The 14,251-nt window shown below is 63.6% G+C and carries 14 protein-coding genes; 8 read left to right on the top strand and 6 right to left on the bottom strand.

The features are described from left to right. Nucleotides 1-44: 44 nt before the first annotated feature. On the bottom strand, nucleotides 45-2,108 hold the full coding sequence (gene murJ / locus VLA65_RS15895; protein WP_284988553.1) for a murein biosynthesis integral membrane protein MurJ: 2,064 nt from the start codon (nucleotides 2,106-2,108) through the stop codon (nucleotides 45-47). Between the two features lie 60 nt (nucleotides 2,109-2,168). Continuing rightward, nucleotides 2,169-2,669: an NUDIX hydrolase gene (locus VLA65_RS15890; RefSeq protein WP_059388857.1), complete on the bottom strand. Its 501-nt coding sequence runs from the start codon at nucleotides 2,667-2,669 to the stop codon at nucleotides 2,169-2,171. Between the two features lie 216 nt (nucleotides 2,670-2,885). Here VLA65_RS15890 and VLA65_RS15885 point away from each other — a divergent pair, with 216 nt between their 5' ends. Both VLA65_RS15885 and VLA65_RS15880 read left to right on the top strand, forming a co-directional pair. Next, entirely contained in the window at nucleotides 2,886-4,382 is a 1,497-nt protein-coding gene (locus tag VLA65_RS15885) for a CCA tRNA nucleotidyltransferase (protein WP_332603066.1), read from the top strand. Then, nucleotides 4,383-4,967: a histidine phosphatase family protein gene (locus tag VLA65_RS15880; protein ID WP_059388855.1), complete on the top strand. Its 585-nt coding sequence runs from the start codon at nucleotides 4,383-4,385 to the stop codon at nucleotides 4,965-4,967. A gap of 113 nt (nucleotides 4,968-5,080) precedes the next feature. Here VLA65_RS15880 and VLA65_RS15875 read toward each other — a convergent pair whose 3' ends face one another. Then, the gene (locus VLA65_RS15875; protein ID WP_332603065.1) at nucleotides 5,081-5,503 is read right to left on the bottom strand and encodes a hypothetical protein; all 423 of its coding nucleotides are present in this window, start codon (nucleotides 5,501-5,503) and stop codon (nucleotides 5,081-5,083) included. Nucleotides 5,504-5,547: 44 nt separating this feature from the next. Here VLA65_RS15875 and VLA65_RS15870 point away from each other — a divergent pair, with 44 nt between their 5' ends. The 3 genes from VLA65_RS15870 (at nucleotide 5,548) to VLA65_RS15860 (ending at nucleotide 8,870) form a co-directional block, all read left to right on the top strand. Then, a complete protein-coding gene (locus tag VLA65_RS15870; protein WP_172465581.1) occupies nucleotides 5,548-5,688 on the top strand; it encodes a hypothetical protein in 141 nt (46 codons plus the stop codon). Nucleotides 5,689-5,878: 190 nt separating this feature from the next. Then, entirely contained in the window at nucleotides 5,879-7,432 is a 1,554-nt protein-coding gene (locus tag VLA65_RS15865) for a glycosyltransferase family 87 protein (protein ID WP_332603064.1), read from the top strand. Further along, the gene (locus tag VLA65_RS15860) at nucleotides 7,425-8,870 is read left to right on the top strand and encodes a phytoene desaturase family protein (RefSeq protein ID WP_332603063.1); all 1,446 of its coding nucleotides are present in this window, start codon (nucleotides 7,425-7,427) and stop codon (nucleotides 8,868-8,870) included. The genes VLA65_RS15865 and VLA65_RS15860 overlap by 8 nt, the downstream gene beginning before the upstream one ends. Nucleotides 8,871-9,070: 200 nt before the next feature. On the opposite strand, the gene VLA65_RS15855 is transcribed toward VLA65_RS15860, so the two are convergent. Continuing rightward, entirely contained in the window at nucleotides 9,071-9,676 is a 606-nt protein-coding gene (locus VLA65_RS15855; RefSeq protein ID WP_332603062.1) for an NAD(P)-dependent oxidoreductase, read from the bottom strand. Between the two features lie 82 nt (nucleotides 9,677-9,758). Here VLA65_RS15855 and VLA65_RS15850 point away from each other — a divergent pair, with 82 nt between their 5' ends. Next, nucleotides 9,759-10,151: a winged helix-turn-helix transcriptional regulator gene (locus VLA65_RS15850; protein WP_284988547.1), complete on the top strand. Its 393-nt coding sequence runs from the start codon at nucleotides 9,759-9,761 to the stop codon at nucleotides 10,149-10,151. Here VLA65_RS15850 and VLA65_RS15845 read toward each other — a convergent pair. Both VLA65_RS15845 and VLA65_RS15840 read right to left on the bottom strand, forming a co-directional pair. Further along, a complete protein-coding gene (locus VLA65_RS15845; protein ID WP_332603061.1) occupies nucleotides 10,138-10,857 on the bottom strand; it encodes an ABC transporter ATP-binding protein in 720 nt (239 codons plus the stop codon). The two genes, VLA65_RS15850 and VLA65_RS15845, sit on opposite strands and share 14 nt — an antisense overlap. Nucleotides 10,858-10,896: 39 nt before the next feature. Further along, complete coding sequence (locus VLA65_RS15840) at nucleotides 10,897-11,988, bottom strand: ABC transporter permease (protein WP_332603060.1); 1,092 nt, start codon at nucleotides 11,986-11,988, stop codon at nucleotides 10,897-10,899. Between the two features lie 269 nt (nucleotides 11,989-12,257). Between VLA65_RS15840 and VLA65_RS15835 the strand changes: the two genes are divergently transcribed. Both VLA65_RS15835 and VLA65_RS15830 read left to right on the top strand, forming a co-directional pair. Then, nucleotides 12,258-13,514: a sensor histidine kinase gene (locus VLA65_RS15835; protein WP_332603059.1), complete on the top strand. Its 1,257-nt coding sequence runs from the start codon at nucleotides 12,258-12,260 to the stop codon at nucleotides 13,512-13,514. Beyond that, a complete protein-coding gene (locus tag VLA65_RS15830) occupies nucleotides 13,511-14,170 on the top strand; it encodes a response regulator transcription factor (RefSeq protein ID WP_284988543.1) in 660 nt (219 codons plus the stop codon). Before VLA65_RS15835 ends, VLA65_RS15830 begins: the two co-directional genes overlap by 4 nt. Nucleotides 14,171-14,251 lie beyond the last annotated feature (81 nt).

The following is a 14,251-nucleotide window of genomic DNA, read 5'->3' as shown; positions in this document are numbered from 1 at the left end:
CCTAGCTGATTGGGCCGTTCTGGCTCCCGGTTTGCGAGGATGCGTCACCTTTTGCGGCGGGGTCCACCGCGGAAATAGGGGTTGTTTCCCAGCGTCCCCTGATAGGTGCGGCGGCCGGGCAACGGGATGCCTGGGCGGCCTGCGGCCCCCTGCGCGGTGCTGGGGATGTCTTCATCGGGCAGGTATGCCTTCTCGACGTCGGACCAAGCGTCCACCTTATCTTTCCCTTCGGCAGTAGCTCCATCGCGGACGTCATCCCACCCGTCCTTGGAAGGGATTGTCTGCAAGGCGGGTCCGGCGCGGAAGGATGCGGCGTCGAACTCGCCCGAGATGCGCGGAATGAGCCCGGTGTCGTCCGAAACTGTGGCGCGGACCGCCGTTGTGGGCTGCTTTCCGCCCGCGGACGGTGCCTTGGCGACCGGGACTCCCCGGCCGAGCCGGCCGAGCACCGGGCGGAGCAAATCGCGCAGCTCACTGACGTGGAAGACACGCAGGAGGAACAGATACGCAACGAGCATGACGGGTCCGACGACGACCACCGTCACCAAAGCGGCGAGCCTGCTGCTCCAGGCGAAGCCGTCAGCGTGATAGCTGCCCAGGAGCCATAGGGCCAAGGCGCCGGCGATCGCCGATCCCAGAGCGGCGTAGCCCATGCGAATGTACGAGTTTGCGATCCGGGGGCCGTCCACGTGGCCGAGGAGGCGACGCAGGAACCAGACGCTGATGACCACGGAAAGGATATTGCCGAGCGTATACAGGACGGCGATCGCGAAGATGATCCGGCCCACCGGCAGGAATTGGATGATGAACGCACCCACAACGTTGAGCAGGGCCAGCATGAGCTGGATGTAGAAGGGCGTCCGGGCGTCTTCGTTGGCGTAGAAGACCCGGGACATCATGAAGTTGGCGCTCATGAACGGCGTGCTCAGCGCCAGGATCGTCAGCGTCTGGGCGAGCATGACGCCGTCCTGGGGGTTCCCGCCGGAGAAGAACATGCCCAGCGGTCCGGCGAGGGCGAACAGGGCCAGTGCCCCGAAGACAGTGGCGACGGCCATGGTCCGCAGCCCGTGCGAAAGTGCTTCGCGGAGCTCGGCTTTGTTGCCTGCCTGGGAGGCGTGGGCCATCCGGTTGAACAGCACTGTGGCGAGCGACAACGCGATGATCGAGTGCGGGAGCAAATACAGCTGGCTGGCGACTTCCAGGACCGCGTTACCGGGGAGGGTGGCGGCAGCAGGGTCCCCTTCGTGTGCCAGGCGGAGCCGCTCGGAGCCGGGAATCGTGGCAATCCTCATGACGTAAAGGAAAGCGAGCTGCCCGACGGCGGCGGTCAGGAGCGTCCAGACGCTCAGTTTTGCTGCCTGGCCCAGTCCCACGCCCCGCCAGCCGAAACGCGGCCGGAGCCCGAGCCTCAGGCGGATCACCGGGACGAGGAGTATGGCGGTCTGCGCGATCACGCCGACGGTCGAGAATCCCGCGATCAGGAAGGTCTGGAAAGGTCCCCAATTGTCCAAAGTGTGGGGGTTGGTGATGTTGGCGCCGAGGATCCAGATGAACATGCCCAGTCCAGCGATGGCCACCACATTGTTCAGGATCGGCGCCCACATGGCGGGCCCGAAGGCGCCGTTGGCGTTGAGGACCTGGGTCAGGAGCGCATACAAACCGTAGAAGAAGATCTGCGGCAGGCAATAGAACGCGAAGGTTACGGCCAGCGATTTCTGCTGGGGTGAATAGCCCTGGGTCGTGAGGTCGATAACCATCGGCGCGGCCAGTGTGACCAGCGCCGTCAGCGCCAAGAGAACCAGCACCGCCAGCGTCAGCAGCCGGCTGATGTAGTCCGCGCCGCGGTCCGGGCCCTTGCTGGCTTTGATGATTTGCGGGACAAGCACGGCGTTGAACACACCGCCCGCCACCAGAAGGAAGATCAGGTTGGGCAGGTTGTTGGCGTTGATGAACGTGTCGTTAACCGTCGATCCCAGGCCCAGCGCGGCGCCAAGCATCCAGGTTTTGGCGAAGCCGAGGAACCGCGAAACGAGCGTCCCTGCGGCCATGACGGCGCTGGAACGGGTTTCTCCGGACTGGGTTGACTGGGTTGTTTTGGCGGCAGACATTGTCATTATCGTCCCATGAGCCGGGCTGCCTGATGCGTCAAGACCATATAAAAGGCCGCGTTAGAGGTGTTCGGGCAAGACTTCCCGGGCAAGATCGGCGATGCGCCGCTCATTGGGAAAGGACAACTTGCGGGCCAATTCCTGGAGCGGAACCCAAGCGGCATCGATGGCCTCTTGGTCGGGATCGTTCTCGATGGTCAGCTCTCCGCCCGTCGCACGCAGGAGGAAATGGTGCACCGTTTTGTGCACGCGGTGCCCGCTTACGGTGAACCAGTAGTCGATGCTGCCGAGCGGAGCGAGGACGTTGCCTTCGATCCCGGTCTCCTCCGCAATCTCGCGCACGGCTGCTTCTTCGTTGTTTTCCTTGCCCTCCGGGTGCCCCTTCGGCAGGCACCACTCGAGCCGGCCACCCCTATTAAGGCGGGCGATGATCGCAACCCTCAGTTCGCCGTCGGACGTGTCCACTACGACGCCGCCGGCGGAGACTTCTTCCACGGTCGGAAGGGCGGCCTGTGCCGGGTGCGGAGCGGGCGCGACGTGGGCACCAATTGCCGACGGCAATGGTGCGTTCGTCCTCCTGCCAGGAGCACTCGGGATCGGGTTGGCCATGAAGTCCACTCTAACGACTCTTGCCCGTTGGTGATGACCGGGACATGGACTCAGGGTGACGTGCGGATGGCGTTCGGCCGTGATCCCGGTGCAGTCGCCACGCAATCGCAGCGCAATGACAAGGATCCGGTGGGATGGCGCAGCGAAATCTGACAAGCTTAAGGAACTATGGCGCAAGTATTGGACAGTTCTTCAGTTAATTTCCAGATGGATCCAGTGGTCCTGGACCTCGGCCAGCGGTTTGTGGACGCTGGCTTCGAACTGTCGCTGGTTGGCGGGCCCGTGCGTGACCTCTTCCTGGGCCGTGTTTCGCCGGACCTGGATTTCACCACCGACGCCACGCCGGACCAGACCCTTTCCATCATCAAGAGGTGGGCCGACAATTTCTGGGAGATCGGCCGCGCTTTTGGAACGATCGGGATGAAGAAGTCCGGCTTCCAGATCGAGATCACCACCTACCGCGCCGAGGCCTACGACGCCGGTTCCCGCAAGCCCGCGGTGGCCTTCGGCTCCTCGCTCCTGGACGACCTCCTACGCCGCGACTTCACCATCAACGCCATGGCGCTCCGGCTGCCCTCCTTGGAACTCGTGGATCCATTCGGCGGGGTCCGCGACCTCCACGCCTCGGTGCTTGCTACCCCTGGCTCTCCCGAATCGTCATTCTCCGACGATCCCCTGCGCATGATGCGTGCTGCCCGCTTTGCCGCGCAGCTCGGCGTCGCAGTGCACGACGACGTCCGCCTCGCCATGTCCGGCATGGCCGAGCGGATCAAGATCATTTCCGCCGAACGCGTGCGCGAGGAACTCGTCAAGCTCGTCAACGGTGCGCACCCGCGTGCGGGCATCGACCTCCTCGTGGAGACCGGACTGGCCGAATTCGTCCTCCCCGAGGTTTCCGCGCTGCGCCTTGAAGCCGATGAGCATCACCGCCACAAGGATGTCTACCAACACTCCCTGCAGGTCCTGGAGCAAGCCGCGTCGCTCGAGACGGGCCCGGACGGCCCGGTGCCTGGTCCGGACTTTGTGTTGCGCTTCGCCGCGTTGATGCACGACGTCGGGAAGCCGGCGACGCGCCGTTTCGAACCGGGCGGCGCGGTGAGCTTCCGCCACCACGACATGGTGGGCTCCAAGCTGACCGCAAAACGCATGAAGGCCCTGCGCTTCGACAATGACACCATCAAGGCCGTGGCCCGGCTTGTGGAGCTTCACATGCGTTTCTACGGCTACGGAGACGCGGGCTGGACCGATTCCGCGGTCCGCCGTTACGTCGCCGACGCCGGCCCCCTGTTGGAGCGCCTGCACCGACTCACCCGGTCCGACGTCACCACGCGTAACCAGCGCAAGGCGGAGCGGCTCTCTTTTGCCTACGATGACCTTGAGCAACGGATTGAGGTCCTGGCCGAACAGGAATCGCTCAATGCCATCCGGCCTGACTTGGACGGAGCGCAGATCATGGCTTTGCTGGGACTCAAACCCGGGCCCGTGGTTGGCCGCGCCTACAAGTTCCTGCTGGAGGAGCGCATGGAAAACGGTCCGCTGTCCCAGGAGGATGCCGAGTCCAAGCTCCTGGCGTGGTGGGCCGGGCAACCCGAGTCCGCCGTCGAACTTTCATCGGAACCAGCCGTCGATGCCAAAGCAGGCACCGCCGAACTAGAGGAGTCCTAAGTGAACCCTGCAGCCAAGCCTTCCCGGCCACAGCTCTGGATCATGCGTCACGGCGAGACCGAATGGTCCAAGAGTGGCCAATACACCGGTTTGACGGACCTTCCCTTGACGGTGGAAGGCGAACAGCAGGCGGTGGAAGCCCGCAAGATCCTGGAAGGCATCGACTTCGACCTGGTCCTGACATCGCCGCTGCGCCGAGCCCGGCGTACCGCGGAGTTGGCGGGCTTCCCCGACGCCGTTCATGAACCGCTCGCTGTGGAGTGGAACTACGGCGACTACGAAGGCATCAGCTCGGACCTCATCCGCAAAGACAACCCCGACTACCTCATCTGGTTCGACGGCGTTCCCAACGGCGAGACTCTCGACTCCGTGGCGGCCCGTGCCGACAAGATCATTGCCCGCGTCCTCGAGTCCGGAATGGACAACGTCCTGATTGTGGCCCACGGCCATTTCTCCCGCATCCTCACGGCCCGCTGGCTTGAATTGGATGCCCGGGAAGGACGCCATTTTGTCCTGGGAACAGCCAAAGTTTGTACCTTGGGATGGGACAAGCGGACGCCTGCCATTCTTCGCTGGGGACTGTAGGAAGAATTAATTTCTAAATTCTTTGTAATTGGCTGGTCAACAGTGCGATTCATGGTGTAACTTTATTTTTGATCCCAGAGCGATTCGCCGGGATTGAGGCGTGCACTATCCAGTCAGTCAACTGCGGTAGTGCCAAAGCAGAAAAGGAGGTTGGGAAAATGATTACTTTGACTAGCGGATGGAAGATGACCGTTGCTGGCACCCCGGCCTTTGCTGCTCGACGCCGTTTTGCGGCCTAACTCCCCCTGATGTACTTCCTCCCCTGATTCCTCGGGGCGGTTCACAGTGCAATCAGGCTTCGAGTCGGGCCTGCCATTGAGCGGTATCACGCGATCGACGTGGTGCGCAGTTTCCTCATAGTTCGGAACCAGCTTCTTGTTGGGGACGGCTGCCCCTGGATACCAGGTACCGGAACTCCACGCTTCGGTACTGTTTACGGTCATTCGATAGATCCGCTTAATCCACCCACCATCGCCGGCATTCACATGCCTAATTCCGCCTTTGTTTTCTTCGAATTCAGGGGGCTTAATTGTCATGCCCGAATTCCGGCAATTCTCTTCACTACGAAAGGAGGTGAACCTTGGCCAAGCGCCTCAAGGACCTGATGGTCTTCAACGGCAAGCCCGTCGTCAAAGACAAGACGCTCTTCAACGGACAACTGCTGGATCAACGCCGGGAAGATGTCTACGTCGTCCTGCACCAAATGGGCATCATCCGCTAAGTGTCCCCCACCATTGCACTTCAGGAGGGACTGATGGCACACATCGGACCGTTCGCCTCGGAAGCCCACGCGGCTATGCGTGGGCTTCCGCCTTTTAATGGCCCGAGTTGGGAAGGGCTGTCCTCGGCCGGATCCCGTCCCCCGCGCCTGGCCGGATCCCGTCCCCCGCGCCTGCGCTAAGCTCGATTCCATGCAGGAGACGAAGCCGCACAGCCAGGAAAAACGTGCTCGCTTTGTGGTTCCCAGCCGTAGTGATTCCTTGCTCAGGAGCTTCACCGAGTTGATCGGAGGACCCCTCGGGCAGCGGTCCTCGCCTGGAGCGGTCTCCCCGGGATTCTTCACGGTTGAACGGGTCCTGATTATCCTCACGATCGTTGCGGCACTCCTGTCGATACTGATCAAGGGCTATTGCCGCGTTAACGGCTGGCACACTCCGCAGCAGTTCTACGCCACCTGCTACTCGGATTTCCCCGAACTTTTCAGCAGCCGGGGCCTTGCAGATGGCGTGTTTCCGCTCTTCGACCAGAAGGCCCTCTTCGAATATCCCGTGATCACGGGGCTGATAGCGGGTATCACTGCATGGCTCGTGCCAGGGCGCGGTGCCAGCCCGGACCGGATCCTTGGCTATTTCGATGTGAATGCCACGCTGATTGCGGCCATGTGGATCGTGGTTGTCCTGGCCACCGCACGCATCAACCGGCGCCGGCCGTGGGACGCGGCCATGGTGGCCCTGGCGCCCGGGATTGTGCTGGCCGGAGTCATCAATTGGGACATATGGGCGGTGGCCATGCTTGCGGTGGGGATGTACTTCTTCGCTAAGGAACGTCCCGTCATGGCCGGTCTGTTCATCGGTTTGGGGACGGCAACCAAGCTCTATCCGCTGCTCATACTGGGCGCAGTTTTTCTACTCGCGCTACGCACCGGCCGGCTGCGGGTCCTGTTTGTGACCACCCTGTCCGCGACGGTGGCTTGGTTGGCAGTCAATGTGCCGGTCGCAGCGGTCAATCCGGCCGGCTGGCGCTACTTTTTCGACTACACCCGCGATCGCCCCGCGGGTTACAGCTCGCCCTGGTTCGCCTACAACCTCGTTGCGGAGCGACTTCAACTGGTGCAGCTTGGCCCGGAAGCCATCAATGCCCTGGCGATGGACATGTTCCTCATTGCCTGCGTTTTGATTGCTGGATTGGCGCTGACAGCGCCACGGCGCCCGCGGCTAGCCCAGTTGACGTTCCTGATAGTGGCGGCCTTCATCCTGAGCAATAAGGTCTATTCGCCGCAATATGTGCTCTGGCTAGTGCCATTGCTGGCTTTGGCGAGACCCAACTGGCGCGATTTCCTGCTCTGGCAGGCCGCCGAGGCGTTGCATTGGACCGCCACATGGATGTATCTGGGCCAGACGAGCAGCGGCGGGGCCGCGCAGAACAATATCGATATGCCGTATTACGTCATGGCCGTGATGCTACACATGGCCGCGACGGCATATTTGATGCTGCGGGTTGCGTGGGACATCTGGGAACCCCATCTGGATCCCCTCCGAGTCCAGGGGGTGGATGATCCTCACGGTGGTGTGTTCAACGGGGCCCAGGATTGGTTCCGGATAGACCTCAAGAGTCCGGCGGCATCAGTGCTGCCTTGGCGGAGGGCGACTGTGCTCTCGGGTGCGTCCCGGGCGACTGACCACGCCGCGCCGCCCGGGCACGACTCAGTGCCGTCTACGCACGGCGAGGCCGAACGCGATGGCTGAGGTCGCCGTCGTCGGCTCCGGACCGAACGGCTTGGCCGCAGCGGTAGTCATGGCCCGCGCGGGACTGGCTGTACGGGTCTACGAGGCCGCCGAGACGATCGGTGGGGGCACGCGGACGGCAGAACTGCTGGAACCGGGGCACGTCTACGACGTCTGTTCCGCGGTCCATCCGATGGCGCTGGCTTCGCGTTTCTTCCGGGAATTCGAACTCGAGCGGCGCGTGGCGCTGCGTTTGCCTGAGGTCCAATACGGAACTCCGCTCGACGGCGGCAGGGCAGCCCTCGCGTATCGCTCACTGGAGCGGACCGCTTCTGAACTCGGGGCCGACGGAGCTGCGTTTACCCGCCTGATGGGACCGCTGGTGGAGCGGCTCGGCGGGGTGCTGGACGTGACGCAGAACCAATTGCTGCGGATGCCTGCCGATCCGGTGGCGGCGTTGCGACTCGGCCTTGCAACCTTGGAGCAGGGTTCGCCGTGGTGGAACCGGCGCTTCGCCGGGGATGCGGCTCCCGCACTCCTGACCGGGGTCGCGGCGCACGCCGTCGCTCCCCTGCCTTCGCTCGCTGCCGCGGGGGCGGGACTCCTTCTGGGTGGGTTGGCTCATGCCGGCGGGTGGCCCATTCCCGTTGGTGGCTCCGTTGCTATTGCGGAGGCCATGGTCCGGGACATCGAGGCCCACGGCGGAGTGATTGAAACCGGGGTGCAAATAGACGCACTGCAAGAGTTGCGTCCCGCGAAGGCGATCCTGCTGGACGTTGCGCCCCCAGGACTGCTGCGCATGGCGGGTGCGGCGCTTCCCGATCGCTATCGGCGGTCGCTTGAAACATTCCGTTTCGGGAATGCAGCGTGCAAGGTCGATTTCATCCTGTCCGGGCCGGTGCCTTGGGCAGCTCCGGGGCTGGCAGCCGCCGGGACAGTGCACGTGGGTGGCACGCGCGCCGCCATGGCAGAGGCCGAGAACTTGGTAGCGGCCGGCCGGCATCCCAAGAAGCCTTACGTCTTGGTGGCCCAGCCCTCCATCGTGGATCCCGGGCGGGCTCCCGCTGGGCGGCACATTCTCTGGTCCTACTGCCACGTACCCAAGGGTTCGACCACGGACATGGCCGAGGCGGTCATGTCCCGGATCGAGGAATTCGCGCCGGGCTTCCGCGACGTGGTGGTTGGCTGGAAGACGACGACGGCGGCAGGCTTGGCCGGCTACAACGCGAACTATCTAGGCGGCGATTTCAGCGCGGGCGTTATGGACATTCGAGGGCTCGTGCAGCGTCCCGTGCTCTCTCCGGTACCGTGGCGGACCCCTTTGCCGGGGGTGTATTTGTGCTCCTCGTCCACGCCCCCAGGACCCGGAGTAACAGGAATGCCGGGGTATCACGCTGCTAAATATGCCTTGAATGACATGTTTGGACAGCAGGTACCCGGGCTGGGTTTGGGCGCGTAACCCCTCGACGCTCGCTCACGTGTCTGCCCTTTTTCCTCGACGCTCGCTCACCTATGCCGTCGAAATCCGAAACGCTCGCTCACCTATGAGGCCGACCGGCGGATCGCTCCTGCAGATGATCTGCAGGAGCGATCGGTGCTTTTCCCTCAAATGTGAGCGAGCGTTGGCAAATGGGCCGTTATACGTGAGCGAGCGTTGGGTTAGTTGGCTGCCGTGAAGCGGGCCCGGCGGTGGGCAGGAGTTTCGATTTCGTCCAGCATGGCTACGGCGTAGTCCTGGGTGGAGATGGTGTTGCCTGCTGGGGAATCCTTGGCAGTGGAGTACTTTCCCGTGCGCTCACCTGGCTGGATGACAGGCGCGGGTGCGAGCACTGTCCAGTCCAGGCTCTCTGGAGTTTCCTTGACGGCGGCGAATGCTGCGGCCGCCGTGGTTGCTTCGGCCTTATAGGCCTCAGGGAAGTCGGGCGAATCGAGGAGGCGAACGCCGTCGATCTCCAGCGTGCCTGCTCCGCCGACGATCATGAGGCGGGTGCCTTCTGCGTTGCTGTAGGCGGTGTCCATTGCCGCAAGCCACTCTCCGTGGTCGCCTCCGGTGCGGCTCGGGCCGGTGGCGAGGATGACGGCGTCGTGCTCTTTGGCGATCTCCGCGAAACTCTGGCCATCAGCGAGATCGGCAGCGAGGGCCTTCGCTCCGGCAACCTCCGAGCCCTTGCGGGAGATAGCGGTGACTTCGTGGCCGCGGGTGAGCGATTCGTTGACGATCTGGCTTCCGACCATGCCTGTTGCGCCGTAGACTGCGATTTTCATGACTCTCCTTGGGTTGCTATCCTTGCAATATCAAAACAGTATCTAATTGATACTGATAGCTTCAAAGGAACTTAGTTACCTCATGGATACCAACGACCTGCCGGCAAACGTCCTCGACCCTGATTGCCCGTCCCGGGTGATCTTTCAGCGCATCGGTGACAAATGGGCTTCGTTGGTGGTCCAGGTCCTCGCGGACGGTCCCATCCGTTTCTCCGAGCTTCGCAAGATGGTCCACGTCGTGACGCCGAAGGTGCTGACCCAGACCCTTCGCACCCTTGAGCGCGACGGTCTCATCACCCGGACTGTCCACGCGCAGGTGCCCCCGCGCGTGGACTATGAACTGACCGAGCTTGGAGCTTCCCTTCTGGAGCCTTTGACCCTGCTGCGTCTCTGGGCTGAGGACCATGTGCCCAGCATTCTCAAGGCCCGCGATGCCTATGACGATGCCCAGGACGAGGCTGTCATCGGGGGCTGACCGTTCGCGCTTTGGGTGTCCCGACGGGGACGCGCGCACCGAGGCGCCCGTCCCGCATGGTCGCGACCGAATCGGTGAGCGGCAGGAACTCGGTGTCGTGCGTGACCATGACGGTCGCCGTCGCGAACTCGTCCGTGACCTGGCGCAGCAGCCGCACGATCGATTCACTACGCTCGTGATCCAAGGCCGCGGTCGGCTCGTCGACGAGCAGCACCCTGGGTTGGCCCATGAGCGCCCTCGCGATATTCACGCGCTGCCGCTGGCCTCCCGAGAGCTGGTGCGGCCGCTTATTGAGAGAAGGCCCGAGCCCGACGACGTCGAGCAGTTCCGTAGCGCGCTTGCGGGCCGCTTTGGCCGGCTTCCCCCGGAAATGGTCGCCGAGGATCAACTGCTCGACGGCGGTCAGCGAAGGCAGGAGGTTGGGTTGCTGGAAAATGATGCCCACCTTTTCCCGGCGCAGGGCAGTGAGTTCGGTGTCCTTGAGTTCCGTGGCAACCGTGCCGTCGACGATAACGAGCCCGGAACCCGGCCGGACCAAAGTTGCCGCCACAGCGAGGAGCGAGGACTTCCCGGAGCCGGACGGGCCCACGAGGGAAAAGAATTCGCCGGCGTCCACGCTGAGATCCACGGCATCCAGGGCCTTGAGGGTGGAATCGCCGTCCGGATACTCCAAGGTGACGTTGACGAGGTTGAGTACGGGGTTCATTGATATGCCTTTCGTGGAATATTAAGTTTCGGGGCAGGCCTAGTTGCCGCCGAGGGCAATAAGCGGATCCACTCTGGTGATGCTGCGTACTGCCAGCGCCGCACCGCCAAGCCCAAGGAGCACGATCCCGGCGATCGGGACGAGGGTAGTTAGCGGGGTCACGAGGAACGGGGCCGCCTTGGCAGCAAAGAAGCCGCCCAGAACGCCAAGGCCGCCACCCAGTCCCGCGCCGGCGAGCAAGACGATTCCTGCTTGGACCAGCGCGTCCCGCACCACGTAGCCGGACGAAGCGCCCATGGCCTTGAGCACCGCGATGTCGCGCGTGCGCTGGACAGTCCAGACGGTCAGGAATGCAACGATGACAAGCGCGGAGATGCCATAGAGGAAGGCCTGCATGAGCATGAGGGAGCCGTTTTCGCTCTTGTAGGAGCCGAGGGCCTGGAACGAGCCGCTCGGGGTGGCGCTGAAAGTGCCGGCCACCGCATTGGCGGCGTCAAGATCCACGGTGGCTCCGGCGTCGTACTCCACGGCAAGGACCGTCCCAATCGATTCCCCGGCAGGAATATGTGCGAGCTTCTGCCACGTAGCCCGGGAGGTCCAGACGACTCCGGTGTGTGAATACCACTCGTCCTGGGTGATGGCGGAAACCGTCAGACCCGTACCGCCTACCGTCACCCTGCTCCCGGTACTCAGCAAGAGTTCCTTCGCCAAGGACTCCCCGACCACCACCTCGCCTTCCTTCACCGCCACAGGTGAGATGCCGCCGTCGGCCCCGAAGACCGCCACGTTCGCAGTGCCGGCAGCATTATTGGCGGAATCGAGGGACTGGAACCGCGTCTGGCTAATACCAATGGCTTCGGCAGAGGCAACACCCGGCCGGTTCCGCCAAGCTTCGAGCTGCTTGTTGGAGACCTCCGATTCCGTATAGGAGGCCTTGGCCTCGCCTCCAGCCGGCGCGCCGAAGGCAATTTGCTGCACAGGAAGGGCCGCGATGGCCGACGTCGACTGGTTGCCTAGGCCCGCTGTAAGCCCGGAGAGCATGACGAGGAGGAGTGTGATGAGGGCGACGACACTTCCCATGAGGGCGAAGCGGCCCTTGGCGAAGCGGATGTCGCGTATGGCGAGAAACATGGAATTCCTTTGGGTCGGAGGCGATCTTCTGGTCCTGTTTCAACTCTCCGGGCAGGGGGCGCGTGAAACATCGGGAAGTGGATGGACTCCTCCAGTCGCCTTGATTGACCCGCGGATCAACCATTCGGTTGATTGGGCCCGCATACCGCCGAATCGGGGTAAAAGTGTCGGCGCGCGAGGCTACGCTGGAAGGCATGCAGGGAGACGATTCGCCCCAAGCCACGGCGCAGCCGCAGCCAGCGCCACATCAGCAGCCAAGTGGCTCGGCCATGATTTTGCGCGTCCTGCGCGTCAGCCTGCACGTTGGTTTTGCGGTGCTTCTCTTCGTTGCAGTCGTCAGGCTTGCGATCGCGGGCCTTTCGCCCTTCGCCACTTGGGCAGGCCTCGGCCTTGCCCTGCTGCTGGCTGCCGTCTACCTCTTGGGGACGGTCCTTGAAAAGAGGCACGCCGGCCATCCTGAGCGCTTCGATCCGAAGCCTTACGCGCGGTGGTGGCTCGCCGTCGTTGTTTTCCTGTGGCTGCTGCTCATGCTCATCAGTCCGGATTTCGCTTGGATAGCTTTCCCGTTGTTCTTCCTGCAACTGCATATCCTGCCGCGGCGCATCGCCCTCCCCGCGATTGCTGTCAGCACAACACTCCTGATCGCGGCGATGTGGTTCCACAACCGCGGTGCCTGGGCGGATGCCCTGCAACTTGCCATGGTCCTCGGGCCTCTTTTCGGGGCCGCCTTCGCGGTTGTCACGGGCCTGGCGTATCGGGCGCTGTACGTCGAGGCGGAGAACCAGCGACTCGCCGCTGAGGAATTGCGCCGGACCCGGGCCGAGCTGGCACAAAGCCAGCACGACGCCGGTGCGCTGGCCGAGCGCGAAAGGCTCGCACGTGAAATACACGACACCTTGGCACAGGGATTCTCGAGCATCGTCTTGATGGGGCGCTCGGCGGAGAAAGCCCTCGACGCCGGTGACAACGCCGCGGCCCGCGATCGGCTCAGGACTGTCCGCGAGACAGCGGCCAGCAACCTGGCGGAAGCCCGCAATTTTGTCCGGGGACTGGGGTCCCCGGAGCTGGTCGAGTCCTCGCTCGCAGACACGCTGCGGCGCCTCTGCACCAAGACCGAGGCCGAGGCGGCCGCACGCGGAGCTACGTTGCGCTGCCGTTTCGAGCTCCAGGGCACGCCAGTGGCGCTGCCCAACCCCTACCAGACCACCTTGTTGCGCGCGGCTCAGTCTTCCCTGGCGAACGTGTGGGCGCATGCCCAGGCGAGGACCGCCGTCGTCACCCTGTCCTTCCTGGATGCCGAGGTAACCATGGACGTGTTCGACGACGGTGCGGGCTTCGATCCCGCAGCGGCCGCTGCCGCGGCAACCCGTGGCGACGGAACCGGCGTCGGGCTCAAAAGCCTGCGCGAGCGGCTAGCGGCCCTGAATGGAACGCTCGACGTCGAGTCGGCTCCCGGCGAGGGGACCGTGGTGGCAATCCGGCTGCCGCTGGGCACTAGCAACGCAGCCCTTGAGGCGTCCCCATGACCAACAACATCAGGGTTTTGCTGGTTGACGATCATCCCGTGGTGCGGGCGGGGCTCCGGGCCATGCTTGCCGACTTCGAAGGAGTCCAGGTCGTGGCGGAAGCGGCCGACGGCGGAGCCGCATTGGCGGAACTCTCGAAGCTCCACGCCCTCGGCGAACCGGTGGACGTAGTCCTCATGGACTTGCAAATGGGCTCGGGGATGGACGGCGTCACCGCCACCGGCAAGATCAAAGCCGGTGAGGCGGGGACTCCCCCGCCGCCGGTCCTGATCCTGACCACATATGACAACGACGCCGACATCCTCGCCGCAGTGGAAGCCGGAGCCAGCGGATACATGCTCAAAGACGCTCCACCTGAGCAAATCCGGCAGGCCGTGGTGGCTGCGGCCGCGGGTCAGACGGCCCTTGCGCCCGAGGTTGCCGCGCGGCTCATGGGCAGGATCCGCAATCCGGTGCACGCCCTGAGCGCGCGTGAAGTCCAACTCGTGGAACTCCTCGCCACCGGAATGAGCAACCGTGCGATGGCGAAGCAACTCTTCATTTCCGAGGCCACGGTCAAGACCCATTTGGTGCACATTTACGGCAAGCTGGGTGTCGACAACCGGACCGCGGCCATCGCGGCGGCAACCCAGCGCAGGATCATCCGGAGTCAGTAGGGTTGGCGCGCAGCCTGGGTGCCTGTCGGACCCAACTGACTAGCAGTAAGTGTCGTTTTGACACCCGAAAACGACACTTAC

The organism is Arthrobacter sp. S2(2024) (assembly GCF_036662515.1).
In the GTDB taxonomy this organism is placed as follows: domain Bacteria; phylum Actinomycetota; class Actinomycetes; order Actinomycetales; family Micrococcaceae; genus Arthrobacter.
The sequence above is the reverse complement of the archived record's forward strand: the minus strand, read 5'-3'. Positions and strand labels throughout refer to the sequence as shown.